This is a genomic window from Tenacibaculum sp. Mcav3-52, from assembly GCF_022347665.1.
In the GTDB taxonomy this organism is placed as follows: Bacteria; Bacteroidota; Bacteroidia; order Flavobacteriales; family Flavobacteriaceae; genus Polaribacter; species Polaribacter mesophilus.
The window spans coordinates 553,611-579,295 of record NZ_JAKRGE010000002.1 but is presented as its reverse complement, the minus strand read 5'-3'; the positions used below and the strand labels follow the sequence as shown (position 1 = coordinate 579,295).

Here is a 25,685-nt window from a genome sequence, read left to right as displayed (position 1 = left end):
GCCACCGTTAAGAAAATTTTACAAATGAAATTATCAAATTTTAATTTTGAATTGCCAAAAGAATTATTGGCAGAATATCCTTCAGAGCATAGAGATGAAGCACGATTAATGGTATTGCACCGTGACACACAAAAAATCGAGCATAAACTATTTAAAGATTTAATCGATTATTTTGATGAAGGAGATGTAATGATGTTGAACAATACGAAAGTTTTTCCAGCTCGTATGTACGGGAACAAGGAAAAAACAGGAGCCCGTATTGAAGTATTTTTATTACGTGAATTAAATGCTGAAAATCGTTTGTGGGATGTATTAGTAGATCCAGCAAGAAAAATAAGAATAGGTAATAAATTATTCTTTGGAGACGATGAAAGTTTAGTAGCTGAAGTTATTGACAATACTACTTCACGAGGTAGAACATTACGTTTCTTATTTGATGGACCTTACGATGAATTTAGAAAAAAATTAATTGAGTTAGGAGAAACTCCATTACCAAAATACATAAAACGTGAGGTAGAGCCAGAAGATGAAGATCGTTACCAAACTATTTTTGCTAAGCACGAAGGAGCAGTAGCAGCACCAACAGCAGGATTGCACTTCTCTAAGCACTTAATGAAACGATTAGAAATTAAGGGAGTAGATTTTGCTGAAACAACATTGCATGTAGGTTTAGGTACATTTAATCCAGTTGAGGTTGAAGATTTATCTAAGCATAAAATGGATTCTGAGCAAATTATTATCCCACAAGCTAGTGCAGATATTGTAAATAATGCTATAGCTAACAAAAAAAGAGTATGTGCAATTGGAACTACTGTAATGAGAACTATAGAATCATCTGTTTCTTCAAGCAATCAATTAAACGCTTTTGAAGGATGGACGAATAAGTTTATTTTTCCTCCTTATGATTTTAGTATAGCTAACTCTATGGTAACGAATTTTCATACGCCTAAATCTACATTGTTAATGATGGTTTCTGCATTTGCAGGGCACGATTTTATTATGGAAGCATACCATGAAGCAATTAAAGAAAAATATAAATTTTACTCGTACGGAGATGCGATGTTAATTTTATAAAACAGTTTTTAAACCATTTACAAAACCTCACAAGTTACTTGTGAGGTTTTGTGTATTTTTGTACCTGATGATAGTAAAGAAAAAAGACATACGTGCATTAACCAAAGAACAACTCCGTGACTTTTTTGTTGAAAACGGAGATAAAGCCTTTCGAGGTAACCAAGTATATGAATGGTTATGGCATAAAGCAGCACATTCGTTTGATGATATGACAAGTTTATCTAAAGTAACAAGAAAAATGCTTGATGAGAACTTTGTAATCAATCATATTGAAGTTGATACAATGCAGCGTAGTAATGATGGTACTATAAAAAATGCAATTAAACTTCATGACGGATTAATTGTAGAGTCAGTTTTAATTCCTACAGAAAAACGTACTACAGCTTGTGTATCTAGTCAAGTAGGATGTAGTTTAGATTGTAAATTTTGTGCAACAGCTCGTTTAAAACGTATGCGTAATTTAAATGCGGATGAAATTTACGATCAAGTTGTAGCAATTGATAAACAAAGTAGGTTATACCATAATCATAAATTGTCAAATATTGTTTTTATGGGAATGGGAGAACCTTTAATGAATTACAACAACGTAATTAAAGCTATTGATAAAATAACTTCAGAAGAAGGCTTGGGAATGGCAGCTCGAAGAATTACCGTATCAACTTCTGGTGTGCCTAAAATGATTAAAAAAATGGCAGATGATGAAGTACGTTTTAATTTAGCAGTTTCATTACACTCCGCTATTGATGAGGTTCGAACATCTATTATGCCATTTAATGCTACTTTTCCATTAAAAGATCTAAGGGAATCTTTGGAGTATTGGTATGAAAAGACTAAACGAAAAATAACGTATGAGTACGTTGTTTGGAATGGAATTAACGATCGAAAAGAAGATATTGATGCCTTGGTGCAATTCTGCAAATATGTTCCGTGTAAGGTTAATTTAATTGAGTACAATCCAATAGATGACGGAGAGTTTCAACAAGCATCAGATAGAGCTTTAAACAATTATATTTCTAATCTTGAAATGAACGATATTGTGGTAAATGTGCGTCGTTCTAGAGGAAAAGATATTGATGCTGCTTGTGGGCAATTAGCTAATAAATCTTAGTACTCTATAAATAGAAAAGCAATGAGAAAAGAAACTAGAATTAAACTTAAGTTAATAATAATTTTATAAAGTCTTAGTTTCTTTAAAAAAGTTAAAACGATAATATCCAGTATACCTAACAAAAATACAAAAGGGAGACCTAAAAAAATGTATGGTAAAATAACTGGATTACCTAAACAAGAGCGTTGATTACCGTCAGAAATGTAGCTTCCTAATAATATTAAACAGGTGCAGATTATAAGAAAAACAATCGCTCTTGTCTTTAAGTGTTTCATATTTTGTTTTTAATCAAAAGTAAACATTTTTTATTCTTATTTTTGTTCACTATATGAAGCCAGTTGAGCAAATAAAACTTCCGATTGCTAAAGAAATGGAACTCTTTGAAACAAAGTTCAAAGATTCGATGTTGTCTAAAGTTCCATTATTAAACAGAATTACCTATTATATCGTCCGCAGAAAAGGAAAGCAAATGCGACCAATGTTTGTGTTTTTGGTAGCAAAAATGGTTTCTAATGGTGGTTTTGATGAACGTACATATCGAGGAGCTTCAGTAGTAGAATTAATCCACACAGCAACATTAGTACATGATGATGTAGTTGACGATAGTAATAGACGTAGAGGTTTTTTCTCAATTAATGCACTTTGGAAGAATAAAATAGCTGTTTTAGTAGGTGATTATTTACTATCCAAAGGATTATTACTCTCTATAGATAATGAAGATTTTGATTTGTTAAAACTGATTTCTATTGCGGTTAGAGAAATGAGTGAAGGGGAGTTATTACAAATTGAAAAAGCTCGCAAACTAGATATTACTGAAGAAGTTTATTTTGAAATTATCCGTCAAAAGACAGCTACGCTAATAGCTGCTTGTTGTGGTATTGGTGCTGCCTCGGTAGGAGCAAATAATAAAACAGTGCAACAGATGCGTAAGTTTGGAGAGTATATTGGTATTGCTTTTCAAATTAAAGATGATTTATTTGATTACACTGAAGACAAAATAGGTAAACCAACAGGAATAGATATCAAAGAACAAAAGATGACACTTCCGTTAATTTATACCTTGAATACTTGTTCTCCAAAAGAAAAATCGTGGTTAATAAATTCCGTTAAGAAGCATAACAAAAACAAAAAACGGGTAAAAGAAGTTATTGCTTTTGTCAAAGAAAATGGGGGATTGGAGTATACTACTGCTAAAATGCACGACTATAAAAATAAGGCATTAGCCATTTTAGACAATTATCCAGACTCAGATTATAAAAATTCCCTACTGCAAATGATTGATTATGTTGTGGAAAGGAAAATATAGGAAGTTAACTTATTTATTACAATTACAAATCTCATTAAACCTCATAATTAAATAACCGTATCCACCACATTTTGACTGAATGTTTATTTTACTAGTTGTTCCATTGTATAAATTGTTTTTAATTAAAAGGCTTAATGCACATGTGTTTTCTAAATCATTTCTTGAGAATATATTAATATCAACTATTTTCTCTACATAACTTAGGTTCTCAAATCCTTCTAGCGTTTTTAATTTAGGGTTGTTTTCAAGCTGTAAACTAAAGTCTCCGCTAGAGGAATAAATAGAATTAAGAGTTTTTAATCCTTTTAAACTGTTTAGATTAGGGTTGTCTCCAATATTTAAATATCCTATTCTAAATATCTTAGGAGCGTTTATATATTCTATACTTTCACAATAGCTTATAACTAAACTTTTTATTTGCATTGTATCATAAAACCCATCAAAAGCTTTTAAAGACTTACAAAAAGAAATATAAATATCACTAGTATTAATTATATTATCGAAATTACCAAGACTAGTTAATTTGGGACATTGAGTGATAAATAAGGAAGAATGCAAGTTTCCATAAATATTATCTAGACCACTGAGTGATTCTAAATTATTGTTTTGAGCAATATAAAATCTATTTGATTTTGAACCAAAGTTATCATTAGTATGATTTCTTTTAAGGGAGTATAATCCTTCGAAATTCCTTAAATTATTGTTTTCATATATGTTTAGAGAAGATATACTTTTTAGTGATTCTAATCCTTCAAAATTTTGTATTTTTGAATTATACTCTAAGGTTAAATGATTTATTTTTTTTACTTTATTAAGACCCGTAAAATTTTGTAAAGAAGAATTATTCTCAATAATTATTTCAGATACATTCTCTAAATTATTCAATCCATTTAGTGTTTTTAAATTGTTGCACCCAATGATATGAAGTGTTTCAATTTCTTTTATACGGTCTAGTCCATTAAGGTTTTCAAATGTATTTTGATTTAATCTTAAGGTTTTTATATATTCTAAACACTTTAATGAGGATAAATCATCAGATTTACTAATACTTAAAGTGTTATTTATTTTAGTATATCCTAGAGTTGAAAAATTCTCTAGATCTATTTGGTTTTCAATGTAAAAACTTTCTTCAGTAGAAGAATTGGTGTTCGATGAACAAACATCTTTTGTTATTTCATCAGTGTTATTAGATGAGCATTTTGAAAATAAGAAAATTAGAATAGTTAGATTTAGGATCTTTTTCATTTGAAAAAAGTAAAAATTAAATATAATTTTTAATACTACAAAAATAGTAAAAAACCTCGAGAAAAATTCTCGAGGTTTTTTACTATTTAGGTGTCGAGCTTCTCGACTTACATCATTCCTGGCATTCCACCACCCATTGGAGGCATTCCACCACCTGCAGGAGCATCTTCTTTAATGTCAACCAAAGCACACTCAGTAGTTAATATCATTCCAGCAACAGAAGCAGCGTTTTCTAAAGCTACACGAGTTACTTTCTTAGGATCGATAATACCAGCCTCTAACATATCTACATATTGTTCAGATTTAGCATCATATCCAAAGTCTTTTTTACCTTCTAATACCTTGTTAATTACAACAGAACCTTCACCACCAGCATTTTCAACAATCGTACGTAATGGAGATTCAATAGCTCTATTCACAATTTGAATACCTGTAGTTTCGTCTAAATTTTCTGTAGTAATAGTTTCTAATACCTTTTTAGCACGTACTAAAGCAACACCACCACCGGCAACAATTCCTTCTTCTACAGCGGCTCTTGTAGCATGTAAAGCATCATCAACACGGTCTTTCTTTTCTTTCATTTCTACTTCAGAAGCAGCACCAACATATAATACAGCAACACCACCAGCTAACTTCGCTAAACGTTCTTGTAATTTCTCACGATCGTAGTCAGAAGTAGTCGTCTCAATTTGTGTTTTAATTTGGTTTACACGAGCCTTAATTTGTTCTTCATCACCAGATCCGTTTACGATAGTTGTATTGTCTTTATCAATAGTTACTGTCTCAGCAGTTCCTAATAAATCTAAAGTAGCATTTTCTAAAGAGAAACCTCTTTCTTCAGAAATTACAGTACCACCAGTTAAAATAGCGATATCTTCTAACATTGCTTTTCTTCTGTCTCCGAATCCTGGAGCCTTAACAGCAGCAATTTTTAATCCACCACGTAGTTTGTTCACAACTAAAGTAGCCAATGCTTGTCCATCAACATCTTCAGCAATGATTAATAAAGGTCTTCCTGATTGAGCAACTGGCTCTAAAATAGGTAAGATTTCTTGTAAGTTAGAAATCTTTTTATCAAATAATAAAATATATGGATTTTCTAAATCAGCAATCATTTTATCAGCATCTGTAACGAAGTATGGAGATAAGTATCCACGGTCAAACTGCATTCCTTCAACAACATCAACATAAGTGTCAGTCCCTTTAGCTTCTTCTACAGTAATTACTCCTTCTTTACCAACTTTTTCAAAAGCTTCAGCAATTAAGTTACCAATTATAGCATCGTTGTTAGAAGAGATTGCAGCTACTTGCTTGATTTTCTCTGATGAATCACCAACCTCTTTAGATTGTTTAGCTAAATCTTCAGTAATAGCAGCTACAGCTTTATCAATACCACGTTTTAAATCCATGGGATTAGCACCCGCTGCTACGTTTTTTAAACCTTCTTTTACGATTGCTTGAGCTAATACGGTTGCAGTAGTAGTACCATCACCTGCTAAATCGTTAGTTTTAGAAGCTACTTCTTTTACCATTTGAGCTCCCATGTTTTCTAACTCATTTTCTAACTCTACTTCTTTAGCTACAGAAACACCATCTTTAGTTACATGAGGAGCTCCGAAAGATTTAGAAATAATAACGTTACGTCCTTTAGGACCTAAAGTTACTTTTACTGCATTTGCTAATGCATCTACTCCACGTTTTAATCCGTCGCGAGCGTCTACATCAAATTTTATATCTTTTGCCATGTTTGTTTAAGTTTTTTGCCGTTAGCATATAGCTGTTGGCTTGGTTTTAAATTTTTTGTTTAATAGGCTAATAGCGAAAAGCTAATAGCAAAGAAATTTTAGATAATAGCGAAAATGTCGCTTTCTCTCATAATTAAATAATCTTTTCCTTCTAATTTAAGCTCTGTACCAGCGTACTTTCCGTATAAAACAGTATCACCAACTTTTACAGTTAAAGGCTCATCTTTTGTTCCGTTTCCTACGGCTACGACAGTACCTTTTTGTGGTTTTTCCTTTGCATTGTCAGGGATGATGATTCCTGATGCTGTAGTAGTTTCTGCTGCAGCTGGTTCAACAAGAACTCTGTCTGCTAAAGGTTTAATGTTTAATCCCATTTTATATATTTTGATTGATTAAATTAATTTTACTGGTAGTATTTTGTCAGAAATTATGCCATTAGATTTTTGCTGACAATTTTTCTAATACATTAGATTAATAAATAAAAAAAATGCCAACGTGTCATTTACGTTGGCATTTTATATTCTATTTTTTGAAAAACTACTGAGCGCTGTCTTTAGCTGTATCTGTTGCTGCTGGTGTAGCAGGAGTTGTTGTAGTTTCAATATTGTTTAAGGTTTCATTTAATTGAGGAGCGTCAGCTGCATTTCCTCTTGGAATAGCGAAGTTTGCTAATAAAATTAAAGCAAACATAGTAATAGCTAATGTCCAAGTAGTTCTGTCTAAAAAGCTATTTGTATTTTGTACACCTCCAATATTTTGAGCTCCACCGCCTCCAAATGATGAAGATAATCCTCCACCTTTAGGATTTTGAACCATTACAATTAAGATTAATGCTATTGCAACAATCAATATTAAAACTAAAAGTAAAGTATACGTTGTCATCTATTTATTGTTTTGTAAAATTTGTATTCTTTTAATTTGGTCTGCAAAGAAACCACTTTTTTCTGGATATTTCAAACTTAATATTTTATATGCTTGAATAGCACTGTCATATTTCTTTTGTTCTAAATATACTTTAGCTAAAGTTTCAGTAGCTAATTGATTATTTTGTTGATTTTCGGATATTTTTATATCCGAAGTATTTGTTTTATTAGGACGAGAAATTTTTGGAGCAGTTTCAATAAAACGATCAATAATAGCTTCATGTTCAGACTTAACAGGCACTTCTTTAGCTTGTTTTTCTGAAATTTTATTATCTAAAGTTCTAACAATAGTTTTTTTAGATGATAGTTGCAACCATTGATTAAAAGAAAAGGTTTCGTTTTGTGTGAAAGAAAGAGGTTTGCCAATAGCTAAATCTTCTTCTATTGCTGAAACTTTTACTTGTTTCCTTTTAGGAAGAATTTTGTCTTTTAAACTAATCTTTTCTTCTTTTATAGGAGCTTCTTTGAAAGCTTCAGAGGTAATAAAATCAAATAAAACAGATCTATCACTGGTGTGAGCTGCCGTTATTTTTAACTCGTTGTTGTATTTATAACTTTCTTGATTTTTTAAAATTTTTAAACGAAGCGCTCTAGCAGATTGAAAAAAAGGATATTCTTGAATAATATCAGTGATGTCTGAAAGATGTTCTTGCGAAATTAATTCAGGCTTTTTTAATAATTGTATGTACGTGTTTTTTTTCAAAATTATCTATCCCCAGTCTCCAACAGAAGCATTAAATATATCTTGTGTAATTCGTTCTAAAATTTCATCTAATGCAGCTTCTAAGACAGTACCAGTTAACTGTTGGTTGGCTCCATAATCGTAGTAAAAAGAAAAACGCTTTTCAAAATTTTTCTTTTCATTTAAGTTGTTAATAAAGTTTACGTTTACAGTAATTGTTAATCGGTTTTGAGCAGCTGTTTGTTGAGCTGTGGCACTCATTGGTGTAATTCGATAATCAACAATTTCACCATAAAAATGTAAATCACCACTAGTGCTAACCAAGGTTAAATTAGTTTGACGTGTAAATAAGTCTTGTAAATCTTGTGTGAATTTTTGACTAAGTATTGGTTCAACTAAAGGTGCTTGGTTAGGAAAAAAATCAACCTGAATTGTTTTTGCATTTCCTGTATCTCCACCAGTAAAAGAGTATGCTCCACAACCAATAATGGTTGTAAAAGTAATAAGTAACGATACTATATAAAGAGTTTTTTTCATTTAAAGTTGAATAATTTTTAAAAGTAAACAATATAACTATTATAAGTCGTATTGTTTTATTTTTCTGTATAAGGTTCTCTCAGATATTCCTAATTCTTTGGCAGCTAATTTACGCTTACCATTGTTTTTTTCGAGAGACTTTTTTATCATTTCTATTTCTTTTTCTTGTAACGATAAACTTTCATCTTCCTCAATGGTTTCCGCATAATCATAATCATTTTGATGAGAAGTTGATTTTGGAATTTGTACTACCTCAATGTTTGAAGCTTCTGATAAATCTTGATCTTGATAAATACGTTCAATTAAACGATGATTGTCTTCTTGTACCTGTTCAGAGTCTCCGTTTTGCATTAAATCTAGCGTTAGCTTTTTTAGATCATTAATGTCATTACGCATATCAAACAAGATTTTATACATGATATCTCGTTCATTAGCAAAATCTGATTGACTTGTAGTTCTGTCACTTACAACAGCAGGTAGATTACTACGGTTTTCAGGCAAATATTGAATTAGTTTTTCAGGGGTAATTAGCCTATCTTCCTCAACTATTGATACTTGTTCGGCAATGTTTTTTAATTGACGAATATTACCAGGGAAATGATAGTTCAATAAAACCTTTACAGCATTCTCATTTAACCTGATGGTAGGCATTCGGTATTTTTGTGCAAAATCGGCAGCAAACTTTCTAAATAATAAATGAATGTCTTCACCACGTTCTCTCAAAGGAGGTAGTGAAATTTCTATAGTACTTAAACGGTAATATAAATCTTCACGAAATTTCTCTTTAGAAATGGCTTCGTGCATATTAACGTTGGTTGCAGCTACAATACGAACATTTGTTTTTTGTACTTGTGAAGATCCTACTTTTATAAATTCTCCATTTTCTAAAACACGTAATAAACGTACTTGCGTGGTTAACGGCAGTTCACCAACTTCATCTAAAAAAATAGTTCCGCCATCAGCCACTTCAAAATAGCCTTTTCGGGTTTGTGTAGCTCCTGTAAAAGCTCCTTTTTCATGTCCAAATAATTCGCTGTCAATTGTTCCTTCAGGAATCGCTCCACAGTTAACTGCAATGTATTTTGCATGTTTTCTGTGTGATAATTGATGAATTATTTTTGGTATACTTTCTTTTCCAACACCACTTTCACCAGTAACTAATACCGAAATATCAGTGGGAGCAACACGAATCGATTTTTCAATAGCACGATTTAGTTGCATATCGTTACCGATAATGCCAAAGCGTTGTTTTATAGCTTGTAAATTTTCCATTTCTTTTTTAGAATAAAGAAAAAAGAGCAGAGAGAAAAGCTTATACCTTTTTCTTTTCTCTTTACACTCTTTTCTATAAATTAATTATTGTCAGAATATCCAACAGCCGTACCTTTTAAGGTAGTAGAAGTACAATCTTCAATTTTTACATTTACAAAATCACCCATTTTGTAGTTTTCTTTAGGGAAAACTACAACAGTGTTTTGTGTATTACGACCTTTCCATTCGTTTTCATTTCTTTTAGAAGTTCCCTCGATTAAAACTTCCTGAATTTTACCCACATGCTCTTTAGCTCTGTATAAACTATGTTCTTGTTGTAGATTAATTATTTCTTGTAAACGACGTTTTTTAATAGTCAAAGGAACATTGTCTTCCATTTTCTTAGCAGCCAAGGTTCCTGGTCTTTCTGAATAAGCAAACATAAACCCGAAGCTATATTTTACATAGTTCATCATGTGTAAAGTGTCAAGATGGTCTTCTTCGGTTTCTCCACAGAACCCCGCAATCATATCTTGACTTAAAGCCATTTCAGGAACAATTTTATAAATATTATCAACTAACTCCATGTACTCTTCACGAGTGTGTTGACGATTCATAGCTTTTAACATATTGTTACTCCCGCTTTGAACAGGTAAATGAATGTACTTACAAATATTTTGGTGTTTTGCCATTACATGAATCACATCTAGCGTCATATCCTGTGGGTTAGACGTAGAAAAACGGAAACGCATTTTTGGGAACTCAGTAGCACACATGTCTAATAATTGAGCAAAATCTACTGCAGAAGCTTGTGCTAATTCAGATGCTTTTTTGAAATCTTTTTTCAATCCACCGCCATACCATAAATAAGAATCAACATTTTGACCTAATAAAGTAATTTCTTTGAAGTTCTTTTCTTGCATACTGCGAATTTCTTCAATAATACTCTTAGGATCACGACTACGTTCACGACCACGAGTAAAAGGAACTACGCAGAATGTACACATATTATCACAACCACGAGTAATTGATACAAATGCAGAAACTCCGTTAGAGTTTAAACGAACAGGAGAAACATCAGCGTACGTTTCTTCCTTTGATAATATTACATTTACAGCATCACGACCTGCGTCAACTTCTTCAATTAAATTAGGTAAGTCACGATAAGCATCAGGACCAACGACTAAATCAACGATTTTTTCTTCCTCTAAAAACTTTTCTTTCAATCGTTCTGCCATACAACCCAGTACACCAACTTTCATCGTTGGATTTACCTTTTTAACAGCATTGTATTTTTGGAGTCTGTTACGAACAGTGGTTTCTGCTTTTTCACGAATAGAGCACGTATTTACCAATACTAAATCAGCATCTTCTAAATTTTGAGTGGTATTAAAACCCTGCTCTGCTAAAATTGACGCCACAATTTCGCTATCGTTCATATTCATTTGGCAACCATAACTTTCTATAAAAAGTTTTTTGTTGTTTCCTTCTTTGTGTTCTGTAACAAGGGCTTTTCCTTGTTTTTTTTCATCAATTACTTTCTCTACGTGTTCCATAAATCCTTAAATCGTACTAAAATAGGCTGCAAAGATACAACCAAAAAGTGTAATTTGTGACAAATTGACATGGATTGTTTTTTTAAGAAAAAGTAAAATTTTGTTAAAAAAGACCCATTAAAAAAAAACTATATACTTTTGCAAACTGAATTACACTTATATTACAAAAGTGTAAAATGAGATAAGAGATATAAGACGTATGGCAAAAAATTTAGTAATAGTTGAGTCACCTGCTAAGGCGAAAACAATAGAAAAGTTTTTAGGAAAGGACTTTCAGGTTGAATCGAGTTTTGGACACATTGCAGACTTACCATCTAAGGAGTTGGGAGTAAATGTAGAAGGAGATTTCAAACCGAAGTATATAGTTTCTACCGATAAAAAAGCGGTAGTAAAAAAACTGAAAGACTTAGCAAAGAAAGCAGAAACTGTTTGGTTAGCATCCGATGAAGACCGCGAGGGAGAAGCTATAGCATGGCACTTAGCGGAACAATTGAAGTTGAAAAATGAAAACACTAAGCGTATTGTTTTTAACTCTATTACTAAAAATGCAATTTTAAAAGCAATTGAAAACCCACGCACAATTAATTACAATCTTGTTGATGCTCAACAAGCAAGACGTGTGTTAGATAGAATTGTAGGATATGAATTATCTCCTGTATTATGGAGAAAAGTAAAACCAGGATTGTCAGCAGGTAGAGTACAATCGGTTGCTGTCCGTTTAATAGTGGAGCGTGAAAGAGAGATAGAAGGTTTTACACCAGTAGCTTCTTATCGTGTTGACGCGGAGTTTGTAAATGAAGAAGGAAAAAAGTTTAAAGCAAAATTAGCAAAGAACTTTTCAACAAAAAAAGAAGCTGAAAATTTCTTAAATTCTTGTTTAGGAGCAGAATTTTCTGTTGCTGATTTACAAAAAAAACCAGCAAAAAAATCTCCAGCACCGCCATTTACTACATCGACGTTGCAACAGGAAGCGTCAAGAAAATTAGGTTTTCCAGTTGCCAAAACTATGATGGTAGCACAACGTTTGTATGAAGCAGGGTTAATAACCTACATGAGAACAGACAGTGTAAACTTATCTGATGATGCAAAAAAAGCTGCTCAAGCAGAAATTATAGCTTCTTATGGTGAAGAATATAGCAAGCCACGTAATTATGCAACTAAGTCTAAAGGAGCACAAGAAGCGCATGAGGCAATTCGTCCGACTAACATGGAGAATCATGAAATTACAGGTGAGTATGATCAAACAAGATTGTATAGCTTAATTTGGAAACGCACATTAGCTTCACAAATGAGTGAAGCTAAGCTAGAACGTACCGTCGTAAAAATAGATAACAATAAGAATAAAAAGCAGTTTACTGCAAATGGAGAGGTAATTACTTTTGAAGGATTTTTAAAAGTATATTTAGAAGGTACAGACAACGAAGAGGAAGAACAGGCAGGAATGTTACCTAAAATGGAAGTAAATGAAGAATTAATAAACGAGTTGATAACAGCAACTGAGCGTTACACACGTCCGCCAGCAAGGTTTTCTGAAGCATCTTTGGTAAAACAATTAGAAGAGTTAGGTATTGGTCGCCCTTCTACGTATGCACCAACCATTTCAACTATTCAAAGAAGGGAGTATATTGAAAAAGGAACTGTAGAAGGAAAAGAAAGAAATTACACTCAATTAAGTTTAGCCAATCAAGAAGTGTCAGAGCAAATTTTAACTGAAAGAGTAGGTTCAGATAAAGGAAAGCTCGTGCCAACAGATATAGGAAATATAGTAAATGATTTCTTAGTAGAAAATTTTGATGCAATTTTAGATTATGGTTTTACAGCTAAAGTAGAAAATGAATTTGATGAAATTGCAGAAGGAAAAGAAGATTGGATAGCAATGATTAAAGACTTTTATAAAAACTTTCATGTTGTTGTAGAAGATGTTGCTGCAAATGCAGAAAGAGCAAAAGGGGAACGTTTATTAGGTGTAGATCCTGAAAGTGGAAAGAATGTGTATGTGCGTTTAGGGCGTTACGGAGCAATGGTGCAGATAGGAGAGGCAACTGATGAAGAGAAACCTCGTTTTGCAAGTTTACAAGGTGACCAAACAATGAATTCAATTACCTATGAAGAGGCAATGGATTTATTTAAGTTGCCAAAAACATTGGGAGACTATGAAGAGAAAGAAGTAGTTGTAGCTAATGGAAGATTTGGTCCTTATATTAAATTTGATGGTAAATATGTATCGTTAGATAAAGGAGAAAATCCAATGTCTGTAGATATGGATAGAGCTATTGAATTGATTGAAGCAAAAAGAAAAGCAGATGCTCCTATTGGAGAATATGAAGGAATGCCAATTCAAAAGGGAGTAGGGCGTTTTGGCCCTTTTATTAAATGGAACTCTATTTTTATCAACGTAAATAAAAAATACGACTTTGATAATTTAAGTCAAACAGATTTAGAAGAATTAATAGAAGATAAAAAAAGAAAAGAGCGTGAAAAGCTAATCCACAATTTTGAAGAGGTTGGTATTCGTGTAGAAAAAGCACGCTGGGGACGTTTTAATGTAATAAAAGGAAAGATAAAGGTAGAACTGCCAAAGACAACAGAGATAGAAAAACTAACACAAGAAGAGGCTGTTAAAATGATTGAAGCAAAAACACCTAAGAAAAAAACAGCTAAAAAGAAAGCAACCAAAAAAAAATAAAGAAGCTTTCAGAAAAAAAATAGTTTAGTATATTGCGACTCCAAAAATTCCCCTAATAAATGAATATAGACTTCTTTTCCCCTATTGAAGATTCTGTAGCTACTCGTGTAGTTTTACAGCCTTCTTCTGTATTAGGAAGAACTATTCAACTACATACTGTTCAAGATGGTTTTCCAGATTTAACAGAAGTAACTATCGCAATTTTAGGGGTTAAAGATGATAGAGGAGCAGCAGGTAATTTAGGGAGTGGTAAAGAATTACACGAAATTCGTAAACATTTGTATCAATTATTTCCTGGTAACTGGCATACTCGTATAGCAGATCTCGGAAACATAGAGAAAGGAAATACATTAGAAGATACCTACTTTGCTGTTAAATCATCAGTAGCATTTTTACTAAAAAAAAATATACTTCCTGTAATAATTGGGGGAGGACAAGATTTAACTTACGCAAATTATAGAGCTTACGACGAACTAGAGCAAACAGTTAACTTAGTAGTTGTTGATAGTCGGTTTGATCTAGGCTCATTAGAAGAAGAATTAAGCTCTCAATCTTATTTAAGTAGAATTGTAATGGAGGAGCCTAATAATCTGTTTAACTTCAGTAATATAGGGTACCAAACCTACTTTAATTCTCAAGAAGAAATAAATCTATTAGATAAATTATATTTTGAAGCCTACAGATTAGGAGAAGTTAAAAACATAACATTGGTAGAACCAATAATGCGTGACGCAGATGTTGTAAGCGTAGATATAGGCAGTGTACGTCAAAGCGATGCTCCTGCAAATAAAAATGCTTCGCCAAATGGATTTTATGGAGAAGAGTTATGTGCTGTTGCACGTTATGCAGGGATAAGTGATAAGGTAACATCTTTTGGAATATACGAGTACAATAGCCTTTTAGATTTAAATCATCAAACAGCAAAATTAATAGCTCAAGTAATTTGGTATTTCATAGAAGGAGTAAATTCAAGAGCTAAAGATTACCCATTTGTAACCAAAGAAAGTTACCAAAAGTTTACGGTACTTTTAAATGATGATGATCCAATAAACTTTTATAAGAGTGATAAAAGCGGTCGTTGGTGGATGGAAATAAATTTAATATCAAATAATAAACACAAAAGACATGCGTTAATACCATGTAACTATCGAGATTATGAACAAGCATTACAACAAAAAATACCAGAAAGGTGGTATAAGGCTTTGCAAAAGCTTGTTTAAAAGAAAGTTGTATGTTCTGTAAAAAATAATAATTCGTAATTGTTTTTTAATAAAAAAAATAATAGGTTTACGCCTCTTTTATAAGAAAGATTTAATATGAAAAAAATAACAGTACTTGCATTGTTAGCATCTATCATTTACTCTTGTGGTTCAAGTGGTGATAGGGGAGAGTTAGTAGGAGTGAAATCTAAAAGGAAATGGTTTGCTGAAAAACCATATGGTATGGCTAAAATCCCAGGAGGATCTTTCACTATGGGAAAACAAGATGAAGACCCTATGGGGGCTATGAATGCTCCAACTAAAACAGTTACGGTACAACCATTTTACATGGATGAGACTGAAATAACAAACAGTGAGTATAAAGCTTTTGTTCATTGGGTAAGAGATTCCATAACAAGAACTAAATTAGCTTATCAAGCAGAATTTGCTTCTTTAGGAGGAGAGGATGCAGCTAATACAGGTAAAAATGCACAAGGAATACAATTATATGCTTTTGCATCAAAAGATACTGTTAATGAAACTCCGTATGATAAGTACATGCGTGAAAATTATTACGAATTAGGAGAAGGGTTAGATTCACTAAAACCATTAAACTGGGAAGAAGAGTTAATTTGGGATTCACAAGAATATCCTGATGCTGATTATGTAGAGGTGATGGACTCTTTATATATTAGAAAAGATGAGGCTTTAAATGGAATTAGAACATTTAATACAAAATTATTAAACTATAGGTATTATTGGTTTGATAATGAGGCTGCAGCAAGAACAGGTAAGAATAGAAGAGATTTCTTAAAAGACGAAGTTATAAATGTGTATCCAGATACAACAGTATGGATAAAAGACTTTAATTATTCATACAATGATCCAATGCATCAAGAGTATTTTGGGCACAAAGCGTATGAGAATTACCCAGTAGTAGGGGTAACATGGAATCAAGCAAAAGCATTCTGTCATTGGAGAACCCAAACAAAAAATAATTTTCAAAGATCTAGAAAGAAGTTAGGTTTAGTGCCTGCTTTCAGATTGCCTACAGAAGCAGAGTGGGAATATGCAGCACGTGGAGGATTAGATTATGGTAAATATCCTTGGGGAGGACCTAGTACAACGAGTGATAGAGGATGTTTTTTAGCAAACTTTAAACCAGTTCGTGGAGATTATGCAGCTGATGGAGCCCTTTACACAGTTGAAGCAATGTCTTATAATCCTAATGAGTATGGATTGTTTAATATGGCAGGTAATGTTTCAGAATGGACAAATACAGCTTACAATCAAATGTCTTATTATATGGGATCTACCATGAACCCTAATGTTGAAATAAAAGAAAATAGAAGAAAAATAATACGTGGAGGATCTTGGAAAGATGTAGCATATTTCTTAGAGGTAAGTTCTCGTGATTGGGAATACGCTGACACCGCAAGAAGTTATATCGGATTTAGAACCGTACAAGATTATTTAGGTACCAATAAAAGTAATTAAACAAGAAAACAAGAATAAATATTAATCCCCAAATTTTAAAAATCAAGAATTATGGCACAATCAAAATCAACTAAAAAAATGTTCAACATGGCTTACGGTTTAGGAGCCGCAGTAGTTATTATTGGAGCATTATTTAAAATTTTACACTGGCCTTTTGGAAATGAAGTATTAATGGTAGGTATGATTGTTGAAGCAGCAGTTTTCGCATTGTCAGCGTTTGAAGCAGTTGAAGACGATTTAGATTGGACAAAAGTATACCCAGAGTTAGCAGATGGACAATCATCAGGTAGCAAAAGAGATAAAAAAGTTTCTGCTTCACCAGAAGAAGCACAAAGCATGTTATCTCAAAAATTAGACAATATACTAAGTGAAGCTAAATTAGATGCTCAATTAGTATCTCGTTTAGGAGACAGTATTAAAAGCTTCCAAGGAGCAGTAGAGCCATTAGCTTCAGCTTCTCAATCAATTTCAGCTACTAACAGTTACAATGAACAAATGTCTAGAGCAGCAGCTCAAATGGAATCATTAAATAGTTTATACCAAACTCAAGTAGAAAATGCTAGTAAACAAGCCGATTTAAACTCAGCTATGGTAGAAAACTCTCAACGTTTACAAGAGCAAATGCAATCGTTAGCAACAAACCTATCTTCATTAAATGGAGTATATGGAGGAATGTTAACTGCAATGTCTAACAAATAATTAATTAGTTTAATCTAATTTATTAACTAAACAAACTAATTAATATGGCAGGAGGACAACTATCACCAAGGCAGAAGATGATTAACCTTATGTACTTAGTGTTTATTGCAATGTTAGCAATGAACATGAGTAAGGAAGTATTATCTGCCTTTGGATTAATGAATGAAAAGTTAACAGTAGCTAACCAAAAAGCAACAGAGAAAAATAAAACAGCTTACGAAACGTTAGCTCAAAAGGCAGCAGAACAAGCTAAGCAATACGGTGAAGCTAAGGAGAAAACAGATAAGTTAAAAGTAGCAGCTGATGAATTATATGCTTACGTAGGAGATTTAAAGAGCCAAATGACTGGTGATTTAGAAGATAAAAAAGCATATGAAACAATGGATAAGTCTAAATTTTTAGATGAATTGTTCTTTAAAGGAGGTAAAATATCAAAAAAAGGACAAGAATTTGTTGCTAAGATAGATGCTTTCAGAAATGATGCTGTTGCTGCTTTAGAAGGTACAGAAGTAGCAGATGTAATAGCCGCTCGTTTTAATACAAGTAAAGTAGAAAATAAAGACGGTAAAAAAATTGACTGGTTAAAATATCATTTTGAAGGTTTCCCTTTAATTGCATCTTTAACTAAGTTAACTCAAATCCAAGCAGACATTAAAGCTACAGAATCTGATGCTTTAACAGCTTTATTACAAGGAGAATTACAAAGTGCTGTATCTATGACCAAATATGAAGCAATGGTTGTTTTTGATAAGAGTGCTTATTATCCTGGAGAAAACTTATCAGGTAGAATTGTATTAGGAAAAAAAGATCCTAATTTAACTGCAGAGAAAGTTATTATTAATGATAAAGAAGTTGAGCAAGAAAAAATTCAAGCAGGACAAGTTATTCTAGACGGTCCAGCAGGTAATGTAGGAGATAAGGAATTAAAAGGAGAGTTCCAATTTAAAGAAGGAGATTCTATTGTAAAAATAGATATTAAAGGAGCTTATGCTGTTATTCCTAGACCAAATGAAGCTCTAGTTTCTGCAGATAAAATGAATGTAGTATACCGTGGTTTAGCTAACCCGTTAACTATTTCTATTCCAGGAGTACCAGGAAATAAAGTTTCTGCAAAAGCTCCAGGATTGAAAAGAGTTAGAGGAGACAAGTATACTATGTATCCAGGTAAAGGTAGTGAGGTAAACATCGTAGTTACAGGAACTCCAACGGGTGCATCAAAAGGTGTGCGTTCTGTTAAGAAATTTAGAATTAAAGACATACCACCAGCAGTAGGTATGGTTAGAGGTCAATATGGTACCGTAAAAATGCCAAAAGCTAGTTTAGGAAGAATAAGCGTAGCTGCAGGATTACCAGACTTCTTATTTGATTTAAAACTAAACGTATCTAGCTTTAAGGTTAAAGTACCAGGACAAGTAGCGATACCTGTAAGTGGTAGAGGTTTAAACTCTAGAGCTAAAGCAGCTATTAGTAAGGCTAGAAGAAATGATGTAATTACAATTTTTGATATCAAAGCATCAGTATCAGGTTCTAACTATAAAATTAAAAAAGTATTACCTGTTAGCGTAGAAATTACAAATTAATAAGTAAAAAATAAGAAAGTATGAATTGGAAGCGTTTTTATATGGTTTTATTCGCATTTGCTGCGACAAGCTATGCAAGTGCACAAGCTAACCTTTTAAATGCTAAAAAGGTAGATGAAATTGGATTTAAATCTGAAGCTCAAATAGCTTCAGAAGATGACAAACCACTTCCTTATGGCTACATTAGTGATAGAGATGTGTTATGGTCTAAGGTGGTGTGGGAATATGTAGATTTAAACCAGAAAATAAATCTACCTTATTATTACCCAATTGATACTATGAATGCAGGTCTTACAAGACGTTCTTTATTTGATACCTTATTAAAAGGTATTAAAAATGGTGAAATAACAGAGGTCTATAACGACTCTTATTTTACCACTAAAATAGGAATGGAAGAAGTTAATATGATGACGTTTAATGAACGTCAAAATGGAGACTATGTGGATCCTTATTATGTACAGTCTCAAGATATTAAGGGGTTTAAGTTAAAAGGTATTTGGTATTTTGACAAACGCCAAGGTGAGTTAAAATATCGTTTATTAGCCTTAGCACCTATGGGACCAGATGTACAGGTAATGGGAGTTGAAGAAATTGACGACAGTGAAAATGTGTATGAACTATTTTGGGTGTTTTTCCCAGATGCTCGTGAAACATTACACAATTCAAAAGTATTCAACCCAGAAAATTCAGCACAACCACTTTCTTATGACAACTTGTTAAATGCAAGACGTTTTAACTCAACCATTTTAAGAGAAGAAAACATTTATGGAGATAGATCTATAAAAGATTATGTTCGTGGTAATTCTTTATTTCAATTGTTAGAAGCAAATAGAATTAAAGAAGGTATTCGTAATAGAGAAATGGATATGTGGAATTATTAATATTCCTTTTCAGTATAAACAAAAAAGAGCTTGCATTGCAAGCTCTTTTTTATTACAATAGTAGTACTTTTGAATTATGAATAAAGAGGTAGATTATATCATAGTTGGCTTAGGGTTATCAGGAATAGCCTTTACAGAACAATTAATTAAAAACAATAAAAGTTTTATTGTTTTTGAAAATACTTCACAAGTATCTTCAGTAGTTGCTGGTGGAGTATACAATCCTGTAATCTTAAAACGATTTACGCCAGTTTGGAATGGACATGAACAACTAGAAAAGGCAATCCCTTTTTATGAAGAACTAGAAGAAAAGTTACAACTTAACTTAGATTATAAATTTACTACTAAAAAAGTATTTTCAAGTGTAGGAGATGAAAACAATTGGTTCATTGCATCAGATAAACCAATGTTGTCTTACTATATGAATCCAAAAATATCAAAAAAAAAAATAAAAGGAATTATAGGTAATTATGGATTTGGAGAATTAAAAGGAACAGGAAGAATTGATACCCCTTTATTAGTAAAAGCTTACAAAGAATATATTAAATCATTAAAAAGTCTTGTAGAAGAAGCTTTTGATTATTCAAAAGTAAATATAGAAGAAGACAAAGTTAGTTATGATAATATTACTGCTAAACGAATTGTGTTTAGTGAAGGATTTGGTTTAAAGAAAAATCCATTTTTTAATTATTTGCCTTTAAATGGGACTAAAGGAGAAACGATAACAATTCATGCTCCCGAATTAAAAATAGATTTTTTATTAAAAGGAAGTGTTTTTGTTATGCCATTAGGTAATGATAATTACAAAGTAGGAGCTACTTTTAATTGGACAGATAAAACATCAGTTCCAACAGAAGAAGGAAGAAAAGAGTTGGAAGAAAAATTACAAAAGATAATATCAGTTCCATATACAGTAATTGAACAATCAGCAGGAATACGTCCTACAGTAAAAGATAGAAGGCCTTTAGTAGGAAAACATCCAGAATATCAAAAATTAGCTATTTTAAACGGCTTAGGAACACGTGGTGTAATGATTGCCCCAACTGTTGCAGAAAACTTATATAATCATCTCGAGAAGGGGGAAGAGTTGGATAAAGAAATAAATATAAAAAGGTTCGTTGAATAACGAACCTTTTTATATTGTTATATTTTAAGAAATAATAAACTTATTCCTAGTAGAGTTACTTTTCTGATTGTAATTCTTTGGCGTTCTTTTTATAACCCACAAATAGGTTAATCCAAATAATTCTTGAAAGTCTTAATGTAATAGGTGTTAATATTAAAGAAACAACTATTATAGCTATGAAACTATGTAAAATAGATAAGCCAATAAAAACTTTAGCAATAATAAAAATAGCGACAAAAAGAGCTACTGCAAGCGCGTAATTTACATACATCGCACCAAAGAAAAAAGAAGGCTCCATCATATACTTAAAATTACATTGAGGACAATTTTCATGTAAAGTAGTTACTTTTTTAGGGTTGAAGTTAAGTTTGTATTTAAAGAAGTCTCCTTCATGACATCGAGGACATTTACTATTAAAAATACTATACAATTTACTTCCTTTTCCAAACATTTCTTATGGGTATTAAGTTCGATTAACTATTTGCTTTTTGTAAGTTTGTACAAATTTCAACAAAAATAAAACTATCGTTTGTAACTCTAGTTACAAAACCAAAGTAATTTGCTAAAAATATGTTAAACGTACACGATGTATCAGTTTCATTTATGGGAACAGATTTGTTTTCTGGAATCACTTTTAAATTAATAAAAGGAGACAGAATTGGATTGATTGGAAAAAATGGAGCAGGAAAATCTACCTTATTAAAAGTTTTATCAAAAGATATTGAAAGTAGTGGCGGAACACTGGCATTTGATAAAGATGTACGTATAGGGTTTTTACGACAGGATATTGATTTTGTCCATGGAAGAACTATTTTAGAAGAAGCATACCAAGCATTTACTGAAATTAAAGAAATTGAACTAGAGCTTGATGAAATTAATCGTCAACTAGCAGAAAGAACTGATTATGAAAGTGAAGCGTATAATCAATTAATTATTGATTTAAACGAGAAAACTGAACGTTACGAGTTACTTGGTGGATATAACTATCAAGGAGAAACCGAAAAGATTTTACAAGGATTAGGTTTTCAACGAGAAGATTTTGATAAGTTAACCGATACTTTTTCTGGAGGTTGGCGTATGCGTATTGAACTTGCAAAACTCCTTCTTCAGAATAATGATATTTTATTACTCGATGAGCCCACAAACCACTTAGATATTGAGTCGATTATTTGGTTAGAAAACTTTTTAAAAAACTATGCAGGAGCTATCGTTTTAGTATCGCACGATAAGATGTTTTTAGATAATGTAACCAATCGTACTATAGAAATTTCGTTAGGTCAAATCTACGATTATAAAAAACCGTACTCTGAGTTCCTAAAACTGCGAGCAGAGATTAAAGAAAAGCAGCTGCAAACACAGAAAAATCAACAGAAGGAAATAGAACATACCGAAAAATTAATAGAGAAATTCCGTGCAAAAGCTAGCAAAGCTTCCATGGCACAATCGTTAATTAAAAAGTTAGAAAAAGTAGAACGTATTGAAGTAGACCAAGATGATAATGCGGTAATGAATGTGCGTTTTGCTATATCAAAAGAACCAGGCAAAATTATTGTAGAGGCTGAAAATTTAGCAAAAAGCTATGGAGAAAAAGAGGTGTTAAAAGATGTAAACTTATTAATTGAACGTAATAGTAGAATTGCCTTTGTAGGACAAAACGGACAGGGAAAATCTACCTTGGCCAAAATGATGGTAGGGGAAATTCCGTTTGAAGGAAACTTAAAACTAGGACACAATGTAGAAATAGGTTACTTTGCACAAAATCAGTCAGAAGAATTACCACCAGAGAAAACAGTGTTAGAAATTATGGAAGACGCTGCTACCGATAGTAATAGAATGCGTGTGCGAGATATGTTAGGTTCGTTTTTATTTGGAGGAGAGGCAGTAGATAAAAAAGCAAAAGTACTATCAGGAGGTGAGCGAAATCGTTTGGCATTATGTAAGTTGTTGCTATCGCCATTTAATGTCTTAATAATGGATGAGCCTACCAACCACTTAGATATTGCTTCTAAAAATGTATTAAAAAAAGCATTACAAAACTTTGATGGTACGCTAATTGTCGTATCTCACGACCGTGATTTTTTACAAGGATTAACCACAACGGTTTACGGATTTAAAGACCGTGAAATAAAAGAATATTTAGGAGATATTGATTATTTCTTAGAGCAACATAAAATGGAAAGTTTGCGCGATGCTGAGAAAAGAACCGTAGTTACTAAAGAAAAAGATACTTCTAAAAAAGAAGCCTATCAATTATCAAGAGAGCAAGAAAAAGAATTAAAAAAGTTAAAAAATAAGCTAAATAAAATTGAAACACAAATAGCAAATTTAGAGGCTGAAATAGAAAAAATAGATTTAGAATTAGCACAGAACTACGATGAAGTATCTTCACGTCCTAACTTCTTCGAAAACTACAAAGCAAAAAAGGCGAAAGTTGATGCACTAATGGAAGAATGGGAACAAGTTGAGGAGCAGTTAGTTGATTTTTAATATTAAGAATAAAAGTAAAAACTTGTTTTAATAACGATGTACAAAAGTTACTAAAACAAGTTTTTACAACAATAAAAAGTAGTAAGTATAAAAGCACTTTAGTTTAAAAAAATATGAAATATACTTGTCTTGAGTTCAAACCATCTTAAATTAGCAGTCCATTATTTTATTTCATTAAGTAAAGTTTTCCAAATTGTAGCTTTAAACTTATTTTTAAACACTCCAAAATGGCCAATTTTCTCAACTCCAAAATCACTAGGTTTTAAAATAGTTGATTTAATATTTGAGTTTTGATACTGACTAGTCATCCATTCTACTGCTTTTTGAGGGGCAAAATCATCATCTTCAATACAAAAAGCACTTATATCAAATTTAATTTTATCATAGTATTTTAAAACTATCGATTTATCACCTTGCATATAATCTGATTTTTTACCCCAATTTTTCCATTGGTTAGCTACATTCTTAGGTAGGTTTTCCATACCGCTTAGCTTTTTAGATTTGAGGTATCCAAATAAATTTAGGATGGAGGGAAATAAAATGTACCAATTAAACCACATTTTAAATTTGTTAATTCCTTCCCAAAATCTCCAATAACCAGACTGCGCAGCAAGGAGTATTATTTTATCAAATTTAGGAGAGGATTTAGCCAACCCTATAAGTTGCCCACCAATACTATGTCCAAGAATTACTTTTTTTGAGTTCGGATAATTTTTTAAAACATATTGCAGAACAGATTCAATATCATTTTTCCCCCAATCAGCAGCATTATTACTTAACTCTAAAATAGGTTTTCTTAAGGAGCGACCAATTCCGCAGTAATCAAAAGTAAGAACTGAAATTCCGTTTTCAGACAGATATTTTGAAAAGTTTTGATAATACTCTTGTTTCACTCCTGTTGCAGAAGCAATAATAAGTACAGTTTCATTTTTTTCGTCTTCATAAAGAGTGGCTGATAGTACTTCGCAATTTGATAATATTTCTATTTGTTTCATTTACTTTTTTTAGTTACCTCTTACGACTTGTATATAATGCGTTGCCGTCCCGTAGGGCGGCTATGCATTATATACCTTGTTGTACGCAGGTTTTATTCGTTTAACTTTAATTCAAATATTTTAGAGTTTCTGTCAGGAAACGTGTAGTTAGATGGGATTTGAGACCTGTCCAAATCCAAAAAACCATTCTTTTCGTAAAAACGATGCGATGCTTTGGCAACTGATGGTGTGTCCAGTAGAATACTTTTAAATGCGAGTTTTTGGGATTCAGACTTTAATTTATCGAACAGCTTTTGAGCAATTTTTAAGTCCGTTCCGCGTAGTTCTTTTTTAACGAACATCTTTCTTAAAACCCCGATATTCTCATTTAATTTTTGAAGTCCGATACATCCAACAATTTCACCTTCCAACTCAGCAACCCAAAACCCGCCACCTTTATAAAATTCTGCCGTATTAATTAAGTCCAATTGTTCATTTTTCTTAAATCCGAGTCCAAATTCTCCGTTTTGAACTCCAAGAACAAAATTGTTCAATTCGATTTGGTGTTGAGAAGTAAAATTATTTATCGTCATATTTTGATCAATTTACGTATTATCGGTCTAGCCCGTTACGGCATTAAAGTTAGTATTTTTCTGTTAAGCAAAGGTTTTAGCAATTACGAATGGATTCAGGCATAGTCGAACCCACCGTAATTGTGGTTATACATCTTAAGTAAGTCGTTTTTTAATTCAGTTTTTATACATCACAACTTATTATTATCCCAGTAGTAATAATTATGTTCATCATCTAAAATAAAGTCAGTTGTTGGATACAATTTATTTCCGATAGAATTACTTTTTTCTGTTTCTAATGTTAATAAACTAGCCTTTGTTTCAATTACAAGTTTTTTTGCTCTTTCAATAAGTGCTTTAGAAAATTCTAAACCTCTATAATTTATACTAACATACAAATCATTTAACAACCATAATCGTTTCATATTTGTAGGAAAAAAAGAGGAAATAATTGAACGAATCCAGTCATTACATTTTTATTGTTAAATGAAATATAAATCACAGATTCATTGTTTTGCATACGTGCTGTTAAAAAGACAATGCTTGTTCAATATCAC

The 25,685-nt window shown here is 32.1% G+C and carries 23 protein-coding genes; 11 read left to right on the top strand and 12 right to left on the bottom strand.

The window, feature by feature from the left end; genetic code table 11:
• Positions 1-24: 24 nt before the first annotated feature.
• The 3 genes from queA to MHM83_RS08610 all read left to right on the top strand — a co-directional run bounded on the left by queA (position 25) and on the right by MHM83_RS08610 (position 3,488).
• On the top strand, positions 25-1,074 hold the full coding sequence (gene queA / locus MHM83_RS08620; protein ID WP_047788566.1) for a tRNA preQ1(34) S-adenosylmethionine ribosyltransferase-isomerase QueA: 1,050 nt from the start codon (positions 25-27) through the stop codon (positions 1,072-1,074).
• A gap of 67 nt (positions 1,075-1,141) precedes the next feature.
• Positions 1,142-2,182: a 23S rRNA (adenine(2503)-C(2))-methyltransferase RlmN gene (gene rlmN, locus MHM83_RS08615; RefSeq protein ID WP_172644833.1), complete on the top strand. Its 1,041-nt coding sequence runs from the start codon at positions 1,142-1,144 to the stop codon at positions 2,180-2,182.
• Between the two features lie 328 nt (positions 2,183-2,510).
• On the top strand, positions 2,511-3,488 hold the full coding sequence (locus MHM83_RS08610; RefSeq protein ID WP_047788564.1) for a polyprenyl synthetase family protein: 978 nt from the start codon (positions 2,511-2,513) through the stop codon (positions 3,486-3,488).
• Positions 3,489-3,497: 9 nt separating this feature from the next.
• On the opposite strand, the gene MHM83_RS08605 is transcribed toward MHM83_RS08610, so the two are convergent.
• The 8 genes from MHM83_RS08605 to miaB all read right to left on the bottom strand — a co-directional run bounded on the left by MHM83_RS08605 (position 3,498) and on the right by miaB (position 11,427).
• Positions 3,498-4,733, bottom strand: a complete 1,236-nt coding sequence (locus tag MHM83_RS08605) for a hypothetical protein (RefSeq protein ID WP_239179262.1) — start codon at positions 4,731-4,733, stop codon at positions 3,498-3,500.
• A gap of 107 nt (positions 4,734-4,840) precedes the next feature.
• The gene (gene groL / locus MHM83_RS08600; RefSeq protein WP_239179260.1) at positions 4,841-6,478 is read right to left on the bottom strand and encodes a chaperonin GroEL; all 1,638 of its coding nucleotides are present in this window, start codon (positions 6,476-6,478) and stop codon (positions 4,841-4,843) included.
• 98 nt (positions 6,479-6,576) lie between these two features.
• Positions 6,577-6,852, bottom strand: coding sequence for a co-chaperone GroES (locus MHM83_RS08595; protein WP_047788560.1), 276 nt, complete (start codon positions 6,850-6,852; stop codon positions 6,577-6,579).
• Positions 6,853-7,015: 163 nt separating this feature from the next.
• On the bottom strand, positions 7,016-7,360 hold the full coding sequence (gene secG / locus MHM83_RS08590; protein ID WP_047788559.1) for a preprotein translocase subunit SecG: 345 nt from the start codon (positions 7,358-7,360) through the stop codon (positions 7,016-7,018).
• The gene (locus tag MHM83_RS08585; RefSeq protein ID WP_239179258.1) at positions 7,361-8,104 is read right to left on the bottom strand and encodes a hypothetical protein; all 744 of its coding nucleotides are present in this window, start codon (positions 8,102-8,104) and stop codon (positions 7,361-7,363) included.
• 6 nt (positions 8,105-8,110) lie between these two features.
• A complete protein-coding gene (locus tag MHM83_RS08580; protein ID WP_239179257.1) occupies positions 8,111-8,620 on the bottom strand; it encodes an LptE family protein in 510 nt (169 codons plus the stop codon).
• A 39-nt stretch (positions 8,621-8,659) separates the two neighbouring features.
• Complete coding sequence (locus MHM83_RS08575) at positions 8,660-9,892, bottom strand: sigma-54 interaction domain-containing protein (RefSeq protein WP_239179256.1); 1,233 nt, start codon at positions 9,890-9,892, stop codon at positions 8,660-8,662.
• Positions 9,893-9,972: 80 nt separating this feature from the next.
• On the bottom strand, positions 9,973-11,427 hold the full coding sequence (miaB, locus tag MHM83_RS08570; protein WP_239179255.1) for a tRNA (N6-isopentenyl adenosine(37)-C2)-methylthiotransferase MiaB: 1,455 nt from the start codon (positions 11,425-11,427) through the stop codon (positions 9,973-9,975).
• A 199-nt stretch (positions 11,428-11,626) separates the two neighbouring features.
• Here miaB and topA point away from each other — a divergent pair, with 199 nt between their 5' ends.
• The 7 genes from topA to MHM83_RS08535 all read left to right on the top strand — a co-directional run bounded on the left by topA (position 11,627) and on the right by MHM83_RS08535 (position 21,095).
• Entirely contained in the window at positions 11,627-14,113 is a 2,487-nt protein-coding gene (gene topA / locus MHM83_RS08565) for a type I DNA topoisomerase (protein ID WP_239179254.1), read from the top strand.
• 59 nt (positions 14,114-14,172) lie between these two features.
• Positions 14,173-15,333, top strand: a complete 1,161-nt coding sequence (locus MHM83_RS08560) for a formimidoylglutamase (RefSeq protein WP_125068872.1) — start codon at positions 14,173-14,175, stop codon at positions 15,331-15,333.
• A 96-nt stretch (positions 15,334-15,429) separates the two neighbouring features.
• Positions 15,430-16,809 (top strand): type IX secretion system lipoprotein PorK/GldK, encoded by a 1,380-nt coding sequence (gene gldK, locus MHM83_RS08555; RefSeq protein ID WP_073181772.1) that lies wholly within the window; start codon positions 15,430-15,432, stop codon positions 16,807-16,809.
• A gap of 51 nt (positions 16,810-16,860) precedes the next feature.
• Positions 16,861-17,508 carry a T9SS inner membrane protein PorL/GldL gene (gldL, locus tag MHM83_RS08550; protein WP_239179252.1) on the top strand — a complete coding sequence of 216 codons (648 nt, stop codon included), beginning with the start codon at positions 16,861-16,863 and terminating at the stop codon, positions 17,506-17,508.
• A 44-nt stretch (positions 17,509-17,552) separates the two neighbouring features.
• The gene (gene gldM / locus MHM83_RS08545; RefSeq protein WP_047788551.1) at positions 17,553-19,088 is read left to right on the top strand and encodes a type IX secretion system protein PorM/GldM; all 1,536 of its coding nucleotides are present in this window, start codon (positions 17,553-17,555) and stop codon (positions 19,086-19,088) included.
• A 20-nt stretch (positions 19,089-19,108) separates the two neighbouring features.
• Entirely contained in the window at positions 19,109-19,969 is an 861-nt protein-coding gene (gldN, locus tag MHM83_RS08540; protein ID WP_082118617.1) for a type IX secretion system protein PorN/GldN, read from the top strand.
• Positions 19,970-20,045: 76 nt separating this feature from the next.
• Complete coding sequence (locus MHM83_RS08535; protein ID WP_239179250.1) at positions 20,046-21,095, top strand: NAD(P)/FAD-dependent oxidoreductase; 1,050 nt, start codon at positions 20,046-20,048, stop codon at positions 21,093-21,095.
• 55 nt (positions 21,096-21,150) lie between these two features.
• Here the strand turns inward: MHM83_RS08535 and MHM83_RS08530 are convergent, their stop codons facing one another.
• Positions 21,151-21,546, bottom strand: a complete 396-nt coding sequence (locus tag MHM83_RS08530) for a DUF983 domain-containing protein (protein ID WP_047788549.1) — start codon at positions 21,544-21,546, stop codon at positions 21,151-21,153.
• A gap of 119 nt (positions 21,547-21,665) precedes the next feature.
• On the opposite strand from MHM83_RS08530, the gene MHM83_RS08525 reads away from it, so the two are divergent.
• A complete protein-coding gene (locus tag MHM83_RS08525; RefSeq protein ID WP_159613983.1) occupies positions 21,666-23,582 on the top strand; it encodes an ABC-F family ATP-binding cassette domain-containing protein in 1,917 nt (638 codons plus the stop codon).
• Positions 23,583-23,743: 161 nt separating this feature from the next.
• Here MHM83_RS08525 and MHM83_RS08520 read toward each other — a convergent pair whose 3' ends face one another.
• The 3 genes from MHM83_RS08520 to MHM83_RS16255 form a co-directional block, all read right to left on the bottom strand.
• Positions 23,744-24,577 carry an alpha/beta hydrolase family protein gene (locus MHM83_RS08520; protein WP_159613964.1) on the bottom strand — a complete coding sequence of 278 codons (834 nt, stop codon included), beginning with the start codon at positions 24,575-24,577 and terminating at the stop codon, positions 23,744-23,746.
• 92 nt (positions 24,578-24,669) lie between these two features.
• Positions 24,670-25,149: a GNAT family N-acetyltransferase gene (locus MHM83_RS08515; RefSeq protein ID WP_239179248.1), complete on the bottom strand. Its 480-nt coding sequence runs from the start codon at positions 25,147-25,149 to the stop codon at positions 24,670-24,672.
• Between the two features lie 170 nt (positions 25,150-25,319).
• Positions 25,320-25,553, bottom strand: a complete 234-nt coding sequence (locus MHM83_RS16255; RefSeq protein WP_370641927.1) for a GNAT family N-acetyltransferase — start codon at positions 25,551-25,553, stop codon at positions 25,320-25,322.
• Positions 25,554-25,685: the final 132 nt, after the last annotated feature.